The sequence below is a fragment of the Micromonospora sp. NPDC047762 genome, from assembly GCF_043204655.1.
Taxonomy (GTDB): Bacteria; Actinomycetota; Actinomycetes; order Mycobacteriales; family Micromonosporaceae; genus Micromonospora.
The window spans coordinates 57,115-70,398 of record NZ_JBIDCQ010000001.1; the positions used below are offsets into that span (position 1 = coordinate 57,115).

Below are 13,284 nucleotides of genomic sequence, written 5' to 3' on the forward strand. Positions count from 1 at the left end.
TTGCCCTCCACATCGGCGTGTCGTGGCAATAACTTCATGATCAACGGCAAGGGAGGGTGTGGGCGGGGTTGGCCGGGTGGGCCTCGGCGTCAGGTTGAGGGGCGGCGCAGCACGGCGCGGGCTGCCTCGCGGGGGTTGTCGCCCACGCGGTCGGGCAGCGCGCCGGCCAGCCAGAGGGTGGCGAAGCCGTGCGCGATCGACCAGGCCGCGAGCGAGTCCCGGTCGGTGTCGGAAGGCGCGCCACCGTTTGACAGCGCGGCCACTCCGGAGCGGAGCGCGGCGCCGGCCCGGCTCCGCGCCGCGGTCAGCTGGGCGTCGTCGGCCCGGTAGAGCTCCGGGCGGAACATCACCTCGAAGTACGCCCGGTGCGTGACCGCGAAGTCGACGTACGCGACGCCCGCCTCCAGCAGGTCGTCATCCGCCGCGGTCAACGTCTCGGCGAGCAGGTCGAAGCCCTGGGCGGCGAGCGCGGTGAGCAGGCCCGCCTTGTCGCCGAAGTGGTGTGCGGGCGCGGCGTGCGAGACACCGGCCCGGCGGGCCAGGTCGCGCAGGCTCAGCGCGGCGGGTCCGACCTCCCCGACGACCTCCAGCGCCGCGGCGAGCAGGGCGCGGCGCAGATCGCCGTGGTGGTAGGCGCGGGTTCCGCTCATGCGCCAAGCCTATCTTGCCATTGACAAGATGAGCATCTGACGCGCAATCTTGTCACTGACAAGTTTCCCCTGAGGAGGATTCCGATGGCACCCCTGATCGCCTTGGTCGCCGGCGCCGCGCTGGCCCGAATCGCCGGCCTGGTCGGCATCTCCGCACTGGACGGCTGGCACCCCGCGCTGCGCGTCGGGCTGGCCGTGATGTTCACACTCACCGCCGTCGCGCACTTCGTCGGCCAGCGTCGCAGCGACCTGATCGCGATGGTTCCGCCCCGCCTGCCCCGGCCGGACCTGCTGGTCACCGCCACCGGCGTGCTGGAGCTGGTCGGCGCGGTCGGCCTCCTGGTGCCGGCTACCGCCCGGGTCGCGGCGGCCGGGCTCGGCCTGCTCATGCTCGCGATGTTCCCGGCCAACATCTCGGCCGCCCGCCGCGAGTTGACCCTCGCCGGCCGCCCGGTCACCCCGCTCGCACAGCGAACCGCCCTGCAGATCGTGTTCGTGGCCACCGCTGCGGCAATTTCGTTTGGCCCCTGACTATCAGGGGGCTAACCTGCTTGTCGTGGAACTCGTGACCCTCCAGGACGTGCCGCTCGGCCGGCTGCTGGTGGTGGCCGGGCACCTGGTCGGGCAGCGGTGGAACCGCTACCTCGCCGAGGAGCACGGCCTCACCCAGGCCGGCATGATCACCCTGATGACGCTCGCCCGACACGGCGAGTTGCCGCACCGGGCGGTCGCCGAGAAGGGGTTCGTCCGCCCGGCGACCCTGACCGGCATCGTCGACACGCTCGAGCGCGACGGTCTGGTCGAGCGGCAGCGCGACGACAACGACCGACGCAGCATCCGACTCGCCATCACCCCCGCCGGGCGGGAACGGGTGGCCGCGCTCGACGCGCTCATGCACTCCGGACGGCCCCTCACCTCGGTCGACACCGACCCGGCGAAGGCCCAGGTGATCCGGGAGTTCCTGCTTGAGGTCATCGGCAGCGGAGACGACCCGCGGATGACCGGACGCCCTACCGAAACGAAGGACCCGGCGTGCTGATCCGACTCCTGCGCGGCCAACTGCGCACCTATCAGAGACCGTTGCTGGCGGTCGTGCTGCTCCAGTTCGTGGGCACCATGGCCTCGCTCTACCTGCCCAGCCTCAACGCGGACATCATCGACCAGGGTGTGGCCCGGGGCGACACCGACTACATCGTGCGCACCGGCGGCTGGATGCTGCTGGTCAGCCTGATCCAGATCGTCTGCTCCATCGCGGCTGTCTACCTGGGCGCCCGGGTCGCGATGGGCTTCGGCCGTGACGTACGCGCCGAACTGTTCGGGCACGTCAACCGCTTCTCCGCCCGCGAGGTGGCCCGGTTCGGGGCACCGTCGCTGATCACCCGCAACACCAACGACGTGCAGCAGGTGCAGATGCTCGTGCTGATGAGCTGCACGATGCTCGTCGCCGCACCGATCATGAGCGTCGGCGGCGTGTTCATGGCGTTGCGTGAGGACGTCGGGCTCTCCTGGCTGATGCTGGTCAGCGTCCCGGTGCTGGCCATCACCCTCGGCGCGATCATCCGTCGGATGGTGCCGGGCTTCCGGCTGATGCAGACCCGCATCGACACCGTCAACCGGGTGCTGCGGGAGCAGATCACCGGCATCCGGGTGGTCCGTGCGTTCGTCCGAGAGCCGTACGAGACGGACCGCTTCGCCGTCGCCAACGCCGACCTGACCGCGACCGCGCTGCGTACCGGCCGGTTGCTGGCGTTGATCTTCCCGGTGGTCATGCTGGTGCTGAACGTCTCCAGCGTGGCCGTGCTCTGGTTCGGCGCGCAGCGGGTGGACGCCGGCGCGATCCAGATCGGCGCGCTCACCGCGTTCCTCCAGTACCTGATGCAGATCCTGATGGCGGTCATGATGGCCACCTTCATGCTGATGATGGTGCCGAGGGCAGCGGTCTGCGCCGAGCGGATCGTCGAGGTGCTGGACACCGACTCCTCGGTGGTCCCGGCCACCGTGCCGGTCACCGAGCTGCCCAGCCGAGCCGAGCTGGAGCTGCGCGGGGTGCGCTTCCAGTACCCGGGCGCGGTGGAGCCGGTGCTGCGCGACATCTCCTTCCGGGCGACCCCGGGCACCACCACAGCGATCATCGGCAGCACCGGCGCGGGCAAGACGACGCTGCTGTCCCTGATCCCCCGCCTGGTCGACGTCACCGACGGCGCGGTGCTGGTCGACGGGGTGGACGTGCGGGAGTTGGCGCCGGACGAGCTGTGGCGACGCATCGGCCTGGTGCCGCAGCGGCCGTACCTGTTCACCGGAACGGTCGCCAGCAACCTGCGCTACGGCAACCCGGACGCCACGGACGAGGAGCTGTGGTCGGCGCTGGAGATCGCCCAGGCCCGGGACTTCGTGGCCCAGATGCCCGGCGGGTTGGATGCCCCGATCGCGCAGGGCGGCACCACCGTCTCCGGTGGGCAGCGGCAGCGCCTGGCCATCGCCCGCGCCCTGGTCCGGCAACCGGAGATCTACCTCTTCGACGACTCGTTCTCCGCGCTCGACCTGGGCACCGACGCGCGGCTGCGTGCGGCCCTGCGGCCGGTCACCGCGCAGGCAGCGGTGGTGATCGTCGCCCAACGGGTCTCCACGATCATCGATGCCGATCAGATCATCGTCCTGGAGAACGGAGGGGTCGTCGGAGTGGGACGACATGCGGAGTTGTTGGACACCTGCCCGACGTACGCAGAGATCGTGGCCTCGCAGCAGACCACGGAGGTGGCGGCATGAGCGAGCGCGACGAGCCGCGCACCGCGGCCGTACCCAGTCAGAAGCCGGCCGACGACGGACGGACGCCGGATGAGACCACGCGGCAAACCGGCGGGGAGACCGCGCCGGAGACCGGCAGTGGCGCGGCGACGCCGAAGCGGCTGCCACCCGGCCGCCAGGGCGGCGGTCCGGGATGGATGAGCGCCGGAATGCCCGCCGAGAAGTCGATGAACTTCGGCCCGTCGGCCCGGCGGTTGCTCGGCCGGCTGCGCTCGCACCGACTGCACCTGGCCGCGATCATCACGTTGGCCCTGGTGAGCGTCGGGTTCAGCGTGGCCGGACCGAAGATCCTCGGCCACGCCACCGACCTGATCTTCACTGGGGTGATCGGCCGGCAACTGCCCGCCGGCACCACCGCTGATCAGGCCGTCGCGGCGGCCCGGGCCAGCGGCAACAACAGCTTCGCCGACATGCTGGCCAGGATGGACGTGGTGCCCGGGGTGGGCATCGACTTCCACGCACTGAGTCGGGTGCTGCTGCTGGCGCTCGGGCTCTACCTGGCGGCGAGCCTGCTGTCCTGGTGGCAGGGTTGGCTGCTCAACGGGGTGGTCCAGCGCACGGTGCTGCGGCTGCGCGCCGAGGTGGAAGAGAAGCTCAACCGGCTGCCGCTGCCCTACTTCGACAGGCAGCCACGCGGTGAGCTGCTCAGCCGGGTCACGAACGACATCGACAACATCTCCACCAGCCTCCAGCAGACCCTCAGCCAGCTGCTCACCTCGCTGCTGACCGTCGTCGGCGTGCTGGCCGTGATGTTCTGGATCTCGCCGGTGCTGGCCCTGGTGGCCCTGGTCGCGGTGCCGTTGTCGGTGCTGGTGACCCAGCGCATCGCCAAGCGCTCGCAGAAGCAGTTCATCGCCCAGTGGACGCACACCGGCGAGTTGAACGGCCAGATCGAGGAGGCGTACACCGGCCATGAGCTGGTGAAGGTCTTCGGCCGGCAGCGTGAGGTCGAGGCCGCGTTCCACGCGAAGAACGAGGAGTTGTTCCGGGCCAGCTTCGGGGCGCAGTTCATCTCCGGGATCATCATGCCGTCGATGATGTTCATCGGAAACCTGAGCTACGTGGCGATCGCCGTGGTCGGTGGGCTGCGGGTCGCCTCCGGCACGATGAGCCTCGGCGACGTGCAGGCGTTCATCCAGTACTCCCGCCAGTTCACCCAGCCGCTCACCCAGCTCGCCTCGATGGCCAACCTGCTCCAGTCCGGGGTGGCGTCGGCCGAGCGGGTCTTCGCGGTGCTCGACGCTGACGAGCAGACCCCCGACCCGGTCGCGCCGGCCCGGGTCACCGACCCGCACGGTCGGGTCGAGTTCGAGCACGTCTCGTTCCGCTACGAGCCGGACAAGCCGCTGATCGACGACCTTTCGCTGGTCGCCGAGCCCGGACACACGGTGGCCATCGTCGGCCCGACCGGCGCCGGCAAGACCACCCTGGTCAACCTGGTGATGCGGTTCTACGAGCTGGACGCGGGCCGGATCACGCTCGACGGGGTGGACATCACCACGATGCGCCGCGACGACCTGCGCGGCCGGATCGGCATGGTGCTCCAGGACACCTGGCTGTTCGGCGGGACCATCCGGGACAACATCGCCTACGGGCGGCCGGACGCCACCGAGGAGGAGATCCTCGCCGCCGCCCGGGCCACCTTCGTGGACCGGTTCGTACGCAGCCTGCCCGACGGTTACGACACCGTCATCGACGAGGAGGGCAGCAACGTCAGCGCCGGCGAGAAGCAGCTGATCACCATCGCACGGGCGTTCCTCGCCGAGCCGTCGCTGCTGATCCTCGACGAGGCCACCAGCTCGGTGGACACCCGTACCGAGGTGCTGCTGCAACGGGCGATGGCCGCGCTGCGCTCGGACCGGACCAGCTTCGTCATCGCGCACCGGCTGTCCACCATCCGCGACGCCGACCTGATCCTGATGATGGAGGACGGCCGGATCGTCGAGCAGGGCACCCACGAGCAGTTGCTCGCCGCCCAGGGCGCGTACCACCGGCTCTACCGCTCCCAGTTCACCGGCGCTGTGGTCGACGAGGAACCGGCCGCCCAACCGGCATCGGTCTGAGGTCGGGCGGCCGTGCGCGCGAGACGATCGGTGGGCGTGTCAGTCCGACGGCAGCAGGTCGGTCGCGCGGGCGTCGACCTGCCCGCCGATCAGGGCGAGAGCCGCGTCGGCGGGCATCGGAGCCAGGGCGCGGCCGCCGCGCAGGCGCAGCGCGAGGTGGCCGTCGGCCACCTCCCGGGCTCCCAGCACTCCGAGGTACGGGACGCGGCGGCGGGCCGCGTCCCGTACCCGGGCGCCCAGCGAGCCGGCGGCGTCGACCTCGACCCGCAGGCCGGCGTCGCGAGCCCGTCGGGCCAGGTCGGCCGCCGCGTCGGCCTGGCCGTCGTCGACGGGCAGCAGCACCAACTGGACGGGCGCGTACCAGGCGGGAAAGGCCCCCTCGTGCACCTCGATGAGGTACGCGAACAGCCGCTCCATGCTGCCGACCAGGCTGCGGTGCACCATCACCGGGCGACGCCGGCTGCCGTCCGAGTCGGTGTACGACAGGTCGAACCGTTCCGGCTTGTCGAAGTCCAGTTGAACGGTGGAGATGGTCGACTCCCGGCCGGCGGCGTCGACGATCTGGATGTCGATCTTCGGACCGTAGAAGGCAGCCTCCCCCGGTGCCTCGACGTACTCCATCCCGGCCAGCGCCTCCCGAAGCAACTCCTCGGCGCGAACCCACTGGGCGTCGTCGCCGACGTACTTCTCGCCCGGCCCGCGCAGCGACAGCCGGAACCCGGCTGGCCGGACACCGAGCGCGGCGTGCGCGGCACCGATCAGCCCGAGGATCTCGACGACCTCCGCGCCGACCTGCTCGGGGGCACAGAAGGTGTGCGCGTCGTTGAGCGAGATGGCGCGTACCCGGGACAGCCCGCCGAGCACACCGGAGCGCTCCGAGCGGTACATCCCGCCCAGCTCCGCGATCCGCAACGGCAACTCCCGGTAGGAACGGCCCCGCGCCCGGAAGACCAGCGCGTGGTGCGGGCAGAGCGCCGGCCGGAGCACGAACTCGTCGTCCGCGCTCAGCCGCATCGGCGGGAACATGTCGTCGGCGAAGTAGCCGAGATGGCCGGAGAGTTCGAAGAGTTCCCGCTTGCCCAGCGGCGGCGAGTAGACGTGCTGGTGGCCGGAGCGGCGCTCCAACTCCCGGACGTACTCCTCGACGGCATGCCGGGCGGCGGCACCGGCCGGCAGCCAGATCGGCAGGCCGGCGCCGGCCAGCGGGTCGGAGACGAAGAGGTCCAGCTCACGGCCGAGCCTACGGTGGTCGATCATGTCGGGCTCCTGGATCGGGTACGACCCGGAGGCGACCTGAGCTCCGTTCGGCGCGCTGCCCTCGGGGCGGATCGCCCCGGGGCCTGGTCGACTGTGGTTACGTTAGAGCGGCGCGCCGGGGACACCCGGCGTCGTGGTCATCACTACCGCGCTGCGCATGTGGCGACCGTACCCGCGCGACCACCGGGGATGCACCCGGATTTCGCGGCGGAGGGGTGGGCCGCCGGCGCGGGACCCGCCGGCGGCCCTGGCGGCCGAATCGTCAGGAACGGGGGACCCGACGGGCGTGGCCGCGCCGACAACGGTACGCCGACGAACGGCGTTCTGCCGCCCGCCTCGAACGGGTGGAACAGCCCCCGAAACCGTCACCCGGCACCGATCGGCCTCGTTGTAGCTGGGTGGCCCAGTCGTGTCGACGGTCACGACGGGCCGGGGCCGTCCACCGTGACGCCGGACACGACGTCAGGCTCAAGACACCCAATCGGCCGCATTCGGCGAGGTGGCAGGCGTGCCCGAACTTCTGACTGACGTCGCGTCGCCGACGTGGGCGTACCTCGTGCTGCTCGCGCTGCTGATCGCGGACGCCTTCGTGCCGGTGATCCCCACCCAGATCGTCATGATCACCAGTGGTGCGCTCACCGTCTACGGCGGGCTCAGCCTGCCGGTCACCATCGCCGTCGGCGCGCTCGGCGTATTCGCCGGCGACCTGGCCTGCTACCTGTTGGGGCGCAGCGCACCGGATCGGCGGCCACCCCAGCACGCCGAGCGGAGCCGCGCCCGCCGGGTGGCCAGCCGGGTCACCCAGGGGCTGCGACAACCTGGGCCGCTGGTCATCCTGCTCTGCCGGTTCGTACCCGGCGGGCGGATGGCGGCCTGCTTCTCGGCCGGGCGCAGCCGCTACCCGTACCGCCTGTTCGTCATCTACGAGGCCGTCGCCGCGCTGGGCTGGGCCACCTACGGCGCGCTGGTCGGGCACCTGGGCGGCACCGCCCTGACCGAGTCGGCCTGGCGGCTGGCCATCATCGCCACCGCAGCGGCCGCCGGCTTCGCCGCCGCCGGATGGGCGATGACAGTGGTCAGCGCCCGCCACGCCCGCGCCGCCGCCGCAGTCGCCGCGGTCGACGTCCCCATCGACTGAGTGTCGTTGGATCTGCGGGGTATAAGCTGCACTTATATTGGCAGCATGTGGGACGTCAAACTTCATCCTGAGGTCGAGGAGTGGTTCCTCGACCTCTGCAAGACGGATCCCGCCAGCGCCGACCTCATCAGCGAGGCCATCGACCTCCTCGCCGAACACGGGCCGGCGCTCGGGCGTCCCCTGGTTGACCGCCTCAAAGGCAGCATCTTCCACCATATGAAGGAGCTGCGACCTGGGTCGACTGGCTCCACGGAGGTCCGCATGATCTTCGCTTTTGATCCCGTTCGAGAAGCTGTTTTTCTGGTCGCTGGCGACAAGTCGGGCCAGTGGCAGACTTGGTACAAGACGGCGGTCCCGTTGGCGGACGACCGGTTTCAGGAGCACTTCTCCAGGCTGAGGGAAACACAGAGATGACCGATGGAGCTGACTGGCAGGTCGTCAAGGCGAAGGCCCGCGCGCTCGATCCATCCTGGGCAGATCCGGACAGGACCTCCCGGCGCGCTCAACACCGTGAGCAGATGCTGGCAGCGGTCAGTGGGGCGCAGCTGGCGGAGATCCGCAAGCACCTGGGTATGACTCAGGTGCAACTGGCCGAGGCGGCAGGGCTGACGCAGGCGAGGATCAGCCAGATCGAGAATGGCGAGCACACCAGCCTGGAATCACTCCGCGCCTACGTCACCGGCCTGGGTGGTCATCTCGACGTCGTCGCCCGCATTGGGAACATCCAGCTGAACGTCGCCTGACCTGGCGCAGGTCGTCGCGACCATCGGAAGTTCACGGATGCGCATAAGCACGTGACGGCCACCTGCCGGAAGGCCTCTAGGGGTGGTCCCGGGGGACTATTTCGGTGGCTGTCCCGGATTCGGCTGGGGTGTGTGCGGCGACAGGCTGAGGCATGCCTGTTACCCGGAGTACCGGCCTGCTGGCCCTGGGCGGGATCGCCCTGGCGGCGCTGCTCACAGTGATCGGCCACCTCGAAGTCAACGACGACCTCAACCCGTGGGCGTTGACCATCAGCGACTTCGCTGTCTCCGACCGCGGCGGCGTCATCGACATCGCCATGGTGGTGCTCGCGCTCGCCACCGTGGCGTTGCTGTACGGACTGCGCCGCGCCAGCCCACCCCGACCGCGCTCCGGTCGAACGGCAGAGCTGCTGCTCGGCGCGTGGGTGGGTGGGCTGCTGCTGGCCGCCGTGGTGCCGACGAACGAGCCGGGCACCGCCATGACCACCGCCGCCTACCTGCACCGGTACGCGTCGGTGATCGCCTTCCTGGCGTTGCCGGTGGCCGGTTGGTTGCTCGCCCGCCGACCCGACCTGACGCCCGCCGCCCGGACGCTACGCGCCCTGGTCCTGTTGAGCCTGGCCCTGGCGGCGGCGATGATCTGGTCCGCCTACCCCGGCGACCGGATGCTCATCGGCCTGGCCGAACGCCTCCTGATCATCGCCGAGGTGGCGGTCCTGGTGACGGTGGCGACGAGCCTGACCCGGCCCGCACGCGTCGATCGGGTTACTCCAGCTCGTGCAGCATGAGCTGACGGGCCGCCTCGGTGATGGAGCCGGACAGGCTCGGGTAGATGGTGATGGTCTGGGCCAGCTCGTTGACAGTGAGGTTGTTCTCCACAGCCATCGTGATGGGCAGGATCAGCTCGCTGGCCTTCGGCGCGACCACCACACCGCCGATCACCTGACCGCTGGCGGGACGGCAGAACAGCTTCACGAAACCGTCGGAGAGGTCGTCCATCTTGGCCCGGGCGTTTCCGGACAACGGCAGCATCACCTGCCGGGCCGGCACCTTGCCCGCGTCGACCTCGTCCTGCGAGACACCCACGGTGGCCAGCTCCGGGTCGGTGAAGACGTTCGCCGCGACGGTACGCAGCCGCAGCGGGCGGACCGCCTCACCGAGCGCGTGCCACATGGCGATCCGGCCCTGCATGGCGGCGACACTGGCCAGCAGCAGCACGCCCGTGCAGTCGCCGGCGGCGTAGATGCCGGGCACGTTGGTCCGGGAAGCCCGGTCGACGGTCAGGTAACCGCCCCGGCCCAGCTCCACCCCGTACTCGGTCAGACCCAGGTTGGCGGTGTTCGGGATCGAACCGACGGTGATCAGCGCGTGTGAGCCGGTCACCTTGCGGCCGTCGGAGAGCTCCACCTCGACGCCGTCGGCGGTACGCCGGACCGCGTCGGCCCGGGAGTTGTTGAGGATCTCCATACCCCGGTTGCGGAACACCCGCTCGATGGCGGAGGCGGCGTCGGCGTCCTCGTGCGGCATCACCCGGTCCCGGCTGGAGACCAGGGTCACCTCGACCCCCATCGCCAGGTACGCGCTGGCGAACTCCGCGCCGGTCACGCCGGACCCGACCACGATCAGGTGCTCGGGCAGCTCCGGCAGGTCGTACACCTGTCGCCAGGTCAGGATGCGCTCACCGTCCGGTACGGCGGTGGGCAGCTGACGGGGCGTCGAGCCGGTGGCCACCAGCACGGTGGACGCGTCGATCGAGTATTCCTCGCCGCCGTCGGCGGGGGTGACGACGACCCGGTGGGTGTGCCCGAGAGAGTCCTCGCCGAGCCGGGCGGTGCCGGCCACGAAGGTGACTCCCGCCTTCAGCAGCTTGGCGTGGATGTCCGCGGACTGCGCCAGGGCCAGCCGCTTGACCCGCCCGTGCACCGCGCGCGCGTCGACGGTGACCGCCTCCAGGCCGTCCGAGTGCACCCCGAACTCCTCGGTGTCGCGGTAGCCGGTGACCACCCCCGAGCTGGCGATGAAGGTCTTCGACGGTACGCAGTCGGAGAGCACGCAGGCACCACCCGCACCGTCGGCCTCCACCACTGTGACATCGGCGTCCAGCTGGGCGGCGACCAGTGCCGCCTCGTACCCGGCCGGCCCTCCGCCGATGATCACGATCCGGCTCACAGCGTTCGCCCTTCGTCCATGCTCACAGTGACTTTCTTCTCCCGAGCGCATTCGACACGCACTGTCGTATTCTCCCCCACCCGTCGGCCGGGCTATCGTCATCGCCGTGCGTCATCACGCCGCCTACGGCTCAAATCTCGATCCCGCCCGGATGCGCGCCTACTGTCCGCATTCGCCGATGGTCGGCACCGGCTGGCTGGAGGGCTGGCGGCTGACCTTCGCCGGGGCGGACATGATCGGCTGGGAGGGCGCGGTGAGCACCCTCGTCGAATCTCCCGGCGACCGGGTCTTCGTGGCGCTCTACGACATCCACCCCTACGACGCGGGCCAACTCGACGAACTCGAGGGGGTGACCGCCGGCACGTACCGCAAGCTGCACGTCCGGGTCTCCACCCTCGACGGCGACGTGACCGCCTGGATCTACGTCTTCAACGGGTACGAGGGTGGCCTGCCGACCTCCTGGTACCTGTCGGAGATCGCGAACGCCGCCGAGAAGGCGGGCGCCCCGGACGACTACGTCACCGAGCTGCGGGCCCGCCCCACCGGCACCGCCTCGGCGTAGCAGCGCGTATCGCACGCCCCCAGTGTGCTACCGCCGTCGAGCGGAGCGCCGGTCGGGCCGGACCGGGGTCGTCAATCACACACCGGCCGCCGGCACGGAAAGTTCGTACATGTCGGTCCACCGGGTCTCCCGCAGGCCCACCGACCGGTACAGCGACAGCGGGGCGGTCGGGTTGGTGAGGTCGACGCCCAGGCCGACCGCACGCCGCCCCTTCTCGGCGTAGCGGGCGAAGGCGCGGCGCAGCAACGCCGCACCCACACCCCGGCGACGGTACGCGGACCGCACCGACAGACTCTTCACCCAGCCCGACTGCTGGTCGAGCGCCTGGTCCGAGGACTGCAACGCGCCGACCGGCACCCCGTCCACCTCGGCGACGAACCACTCGTCCCAGGCGGTCAGGTCGCCGATCCGGGCCCGCCACCGCTCGTACGACAGCGGCTCGTGGTCCGGGGTGTCGCCGAAGGCGTCCTCGTAGATCCGGTGGAACTCCACCAGATCGGTCTCGTCGTCCGGGCGGACCGGCCGCACCGTCACCGCCGACGGCCCGGTCGGCTCGTCGGGCAGGTCGTCCAGCGGCCGGCTCATCCGGACGTACCGCTTGACGAGGGCGAACCCGAGCCCGCGCAGGGCGTGTTCCCAGTCACGTTCCGGCGCGAAGACCGCGCAGCGGACGGTGAGTGACGGCAGCCCCCGCTCGGCGGCGCGCTCGGCGACGCGGTCCAGTTGGCGCAGCAGCAACGGCGCGCGGACGGCGGCGGCCCGTACCGGATCGACGTAGACCTCCACGAACTCCCGGCCCACCCCGGTCGGGTTGTCCACCGTCGCCCAGCCGACAACGGTGTCGTCGGGGTCGATGGCCAGCCAGGAGTCCCGGATCGGGTCGAAGTGGGGGGCGGTCAGCGACGCCGCGACGTCCTCGGCGTCGAAGTCGGGATGACCGATGGCGAAGGTGTCGGCGGCGTGCACCACCGCGAGGATCGCCGGCACGTCGTCGAGGGTGGGTCGGCGCGTCGTCCAACCAGCGGGAAGGGTCACGGCAGGACATCCTGGCAGCCGATCCGCTCCGACGCCGCCCATTTTTCCGGCCGACGGGGGGCTCAGCCGAGGTCGACCCGGGTACGGTGCAGCAACTCCACCAACTCCGCGCCGTCGGCGGGCCCGAGGGCCGTGAACGCCGGCGCGGCCAGTCGGTTGGTCACCGCCTCCGCCCAGAGCCGGCGGCGCACCAACGGCCCGATCGGCGGGTACGGCGGCGGCCAGCCACAGGCCACCGCCCCGGCCTCGCCCTCCGGCCCGGACAGCACGGCCTCCAGCGGGGTCATCCCGGCCGCGCGTACCGCCAGCAGGTAGGCGCCGGTGAAGTGTTCCCGGAGCAGCCGCAGCCCGGCGGCGCTGCGAGCCCCGGGTGAGAGATCCGGAAGCGGCATGGCCCGCCACGCGGCGAAGAGCGGCATCCCACTGGCCTCCGCCGCCACCACCGCCCGCTCGACGAGCGCCGACAGGCGCTCGGTGCCGGGCAGCGGGCCGAGCTGCTGCGCCCCCCACCGGCAGCACTCGGCGAGGCTCGCGGCGGCCACCTCGAACGGCGGAACGACCCGGGCGGCGGCGTCCCAACCATCGGCGACCGCGTCCGGGGCGATGAACCCGAGGGAGGCGGCGGCCGTCTCGGCCCGGACACCGCCGAGCGCGCCGGCCCGGCCGCTGATGTAGAAGGCCCAGCCGGAGATGCCGAGCAGTCGGGCCCGGCGCAACGTGGTCGGGTCTCGACTGAAAGCGTCGCCCAGGTCGAGCACGACAGGCTTACTGGCGGCCGCGACCTGCTCCGGAGTCACCGCGCCGCCCCGCTCGGGCAACCCGGCCCGGCGACCACGACCACGCCCCGACCCGGGGCCACTCG

14 protein-coding genes are annotated in these 13,284 nt (G+C 71.1%); 9 read left to right on the forward strand and 5 right to left on the reverse strand.

Going from position 1 to position 13,284, the window contains the following annotated elements; all coding sequences use genetic code 11:
- Window positions 1-89: 89 nt before the first annotated feature.
- Window positions 90-650 (reverse strand): TetR/AcrR family transcriptional regulator, encoded by a 561-nt coding sequence (locus tag ACGF3C_RS00270; protein ID WP_393217430.1) that lies wholly within the window; start codon window positions 648-650, stop codon window positions 90-92.
- Between the two features lie 84 nt (window positions 651-734).
- Between ACGF3C_RS00270 and ACGF3C_RS00275 the strand changes: the two genes are divergently transcribed.
- The 4 genes from ACGF3C_RS00275 to ACGF3C_RS00290 are packed head-to-tail and all read left to right on the forward strand — an operon-like array spanning window position 735 to window position 5,518.
- Window positions 735-1,181, forward strand: coding sequence for a DoxX family membrane protein (locus tag ACGF3C_RS00275; RefSeq protein ID WP_393217433.1), 447 nt, complete (start codon window positions 735-737; stop codon window positions 1,179-1,181).
- A gap of 25 nt (window positions 1,182-1,206) precedes the next feature.
- Window positions 1,207-1,689: a MarR family transcriptional regulator gene (locus tag ACGF3C_RS00280; RefSeq protein WP_357234958.1), complete on the forward strand. Its 483-nt coding sequence runs from the start codon at window positions 1,207-1,209 to the stop codon at window positions 1,687-1,689.
- Window positions 1,683-3,416: an ABC transporter ATP-binding protein gene (locus ACGF3C_RS00285; protein WP_355009472.1), complete on the forward strand. Its 1,734-nt coding sequence runs from the start codon at window positions 1,683-1,685 to the stop codon at window positions 3,414-3,416. The genes ACGF3C_RS00280 and ACGF3C_RS00285 overlap by 7 nt, the downstream gene beginning before the upstream one ends.
- Window positions 3,413-5,518 carry an ABC transporter ATP-binding protein gene (locus ACGF3C_RS00290; protein ID WP_393217436.1) on the forward strand — a complete coding sequence of 702 codons (2,106 nt, stop codon included), beginning with the start codon at window positions 3,413-3,415 and terminating at the stop codon, window positions 5,516-5,518. Before ACGF3C_RS00285 ends, ACGF3C_RS00290 begins: the two co-directional genes overlap by 4 nt.
- Before the next feature lie 39 nt (window positions 5,519-5,557).
- Here ACGF3C_RS00290 and thrS read toward each other — a convergent pair whose 3' ends face one another.
- Window positions 5,558-6,775 (reverse strand): threonine--tRNA ligase, encoded by a 1,218-nt coding sequence (gene thrS, locus ACGF3C_RS00295; protein ID WP_393217438.1) that lies wholly within the window; start codon window positions 6,773-6,775, stop codon window positions 5,558-5,560.
- Between the two features lie 508 nt (window positions 6,776-7,283).
- On the opposite strand from thrS, the gene ACGF3C_RS00300 reads away from it, so the two are divergent.
- The 4 genes from ACGF3C_RS00300 (at window position 7,284) to ACGF3C_RS00315 (ending at window position 9,444) form a co-directional block, all read left to right on the forward strand.
- On the forward strand, window positions 7,284-7,913 hold the full coding sequence (locus tag ACGF3C_RS00300) for a DedA family protein (RefSeq protein WP_393217440.1): 630 nt from the start codon (window positions 7,284-7,286) through the stop codon (window positions 7,911-7,913).
- A gap of 45 nt (window positions 7,914-7,958) precedes the next feature.
- On the forward strand, window positions 7,959-8,327 hold the full coding sequence (locus ACGF3C_RS00305; protein ID WP_393217442.1) for a type II toxin-antitoxin system RelE/ParE family toxin: 369 nt from the start codon (window positions 7,959-7,961) through the stop codon (window positions 8,325-8,327).
- Window positions 8,324-8,656 carry a helix-turn-helix domain-containing protein gene (locus tag ACGF3C_RS00310; RefSeq protein ID WP_393217444.1) on the forward strand — a complete coding sequence of 111 codons (333 nt, stop codon included), beginning with the start codon at window positions 8,324-8,326 and terminating at the stop codon, window positions 8,654-8,656. Before ACGF3C_RS00305 ends, ACGF3C_RS00310 begins: the two co-directional genes overlap by 4 nt.
- 152 nt (window positions 8,657-8,808) lie before the next feature.
- Window positions 8,809-9,444 (forward strand): DUF998 domain-containing protein, encoded by a 636-nt coding sequence (locus ACGF3C_RS00315; protein WP_393217446.1) that lies wholly within the window; start codon window positions 8,809-8,811, stop codon window positions 9,442-9,444.
- Here the strand turns inward: ACGF3C_RS00315 and ACGF3C_RS00320 are convergent.
- On the reverse strand, window positions 9,422-10,825 hold the full coding sequence (locus ACGF3C_RS00320) for an NAD(P)H-quinone dehydrogenase (protein WP_112588199.1): 1,404 nt from the start codon (window positions 10,823-10,825) through the stop codon (window positions 9,422-9,424). The genes ACGF3C_RS00315 and ACGF3C_RS00320 overlap by 23 nt on opposite strands.
- A 106-nt stretch (window positions 10,826-10,931) precedes the next feature.
- On the opposite strand from ACGF3C_RS00320, the gene ACGF3C_RS00325 reads away from it, so the two are divergent.
- The gene (locus ACGF3C_RS00325; protein WP_355009477.1) at window positions 10,932-11,387 is read left to right on the forward strand and encodes a gamma-glutamylcyclotransferase; all 456 of its coding nucleotides are present in this window, start codon (window positions 10,932-10,934) and stop codon (window positions 11,385-11,387) included.
- A gap of 75 nt (window positions 11,388-11,462) precedes the next feature.
- Here ACGF3C_RS00325 and ACGF3C_RS00330 read toward each other — a convergent pair whose 3' ends face one another.
- Both ACGF3C_RS00330 and ACGF3C_RS00335 read right to left on the reverse strand, forming a co-directional pair.
- Window positions 11,463-12,422, reverse strand: coding sequence for a GNAT family N-acetyltransferase (locus tag ACGF3C_RS00330; RefSeq protein ID WP_393217449.1), 960 nt, complete (start codon window positions 12,420-12,422; stop codon window positions 11,463-11,465).
- A 62-nt stretch (window positions 12,423-12,484) separates the two neighbouring features.
- The gene (locus ACGF3C_RS00335) at window positions 12,485-13,219 is read right to left on the reverse strand and encodes a hypothetical protein (RefSeq protein WP_357225581.1); all 735 of its coding nucleotides are present in this window, start codon (window positions 13,217-13,219) and stop codon (window positions 12,485-12,487) included.
- Between the last annotated feature and the right edge of the window lie 65 nt (window positions 13,220-13,284).

Bases quoted from the DNA above. Each gene is read 5' to 3' on its own strand.
- ACGF3C_RS00305 (WP_393217442.1), top strand. From the start codon at position 7,959: ATGTGGGACGTCAAACTTCATCCTGAGGTCGAGGAGTGGTTCCTCGAC.
- ACGF3C_RS00290 (WP_393217436.1), top strand. From the start codon at position 3,413: ATGAGCGAGCGCGACGAGCCGCGCACCGCGGCCGTACCCAGTCAGAAG.
- thrS (WP_393217438.1), bottom strand. From the start codon at position 6,775: ATGATCGACCACCGTAGGCTCGGCCGTGAGCTGGACCTCTTCGTCTCC.
- ACGF3C_RS00270 (WP_393217430.1), bottom strand. From the start codon at position 650: ATGAGCGGAACCCGCGCCTACCACCACGGCGATCTGCGCCGCGCCCTG.
- ACGF3C_RS00275 (WP_393217433.1), top strand. From the start codon at position 735: ATGGCACCCCTGATCGCCTTGGTCGCCGGCGCCGCGCTGGCCCGAATC.
- ACGF3C_RS00310 (WP_393217444.1), top strand. From the start codon at position 8,324: ATGACCGATGGAGCTGACTGGCAGGTCGTCAAGGCGAAGGCCCGCGCG.
- ACGF3C_RS00315 (WP_393217446.1), top strand. From the start codon at position 8,809: ATGCCTGTTACCCGGAGTACCGGCCTGCTGGCCCTGGGCGGGATCGCC.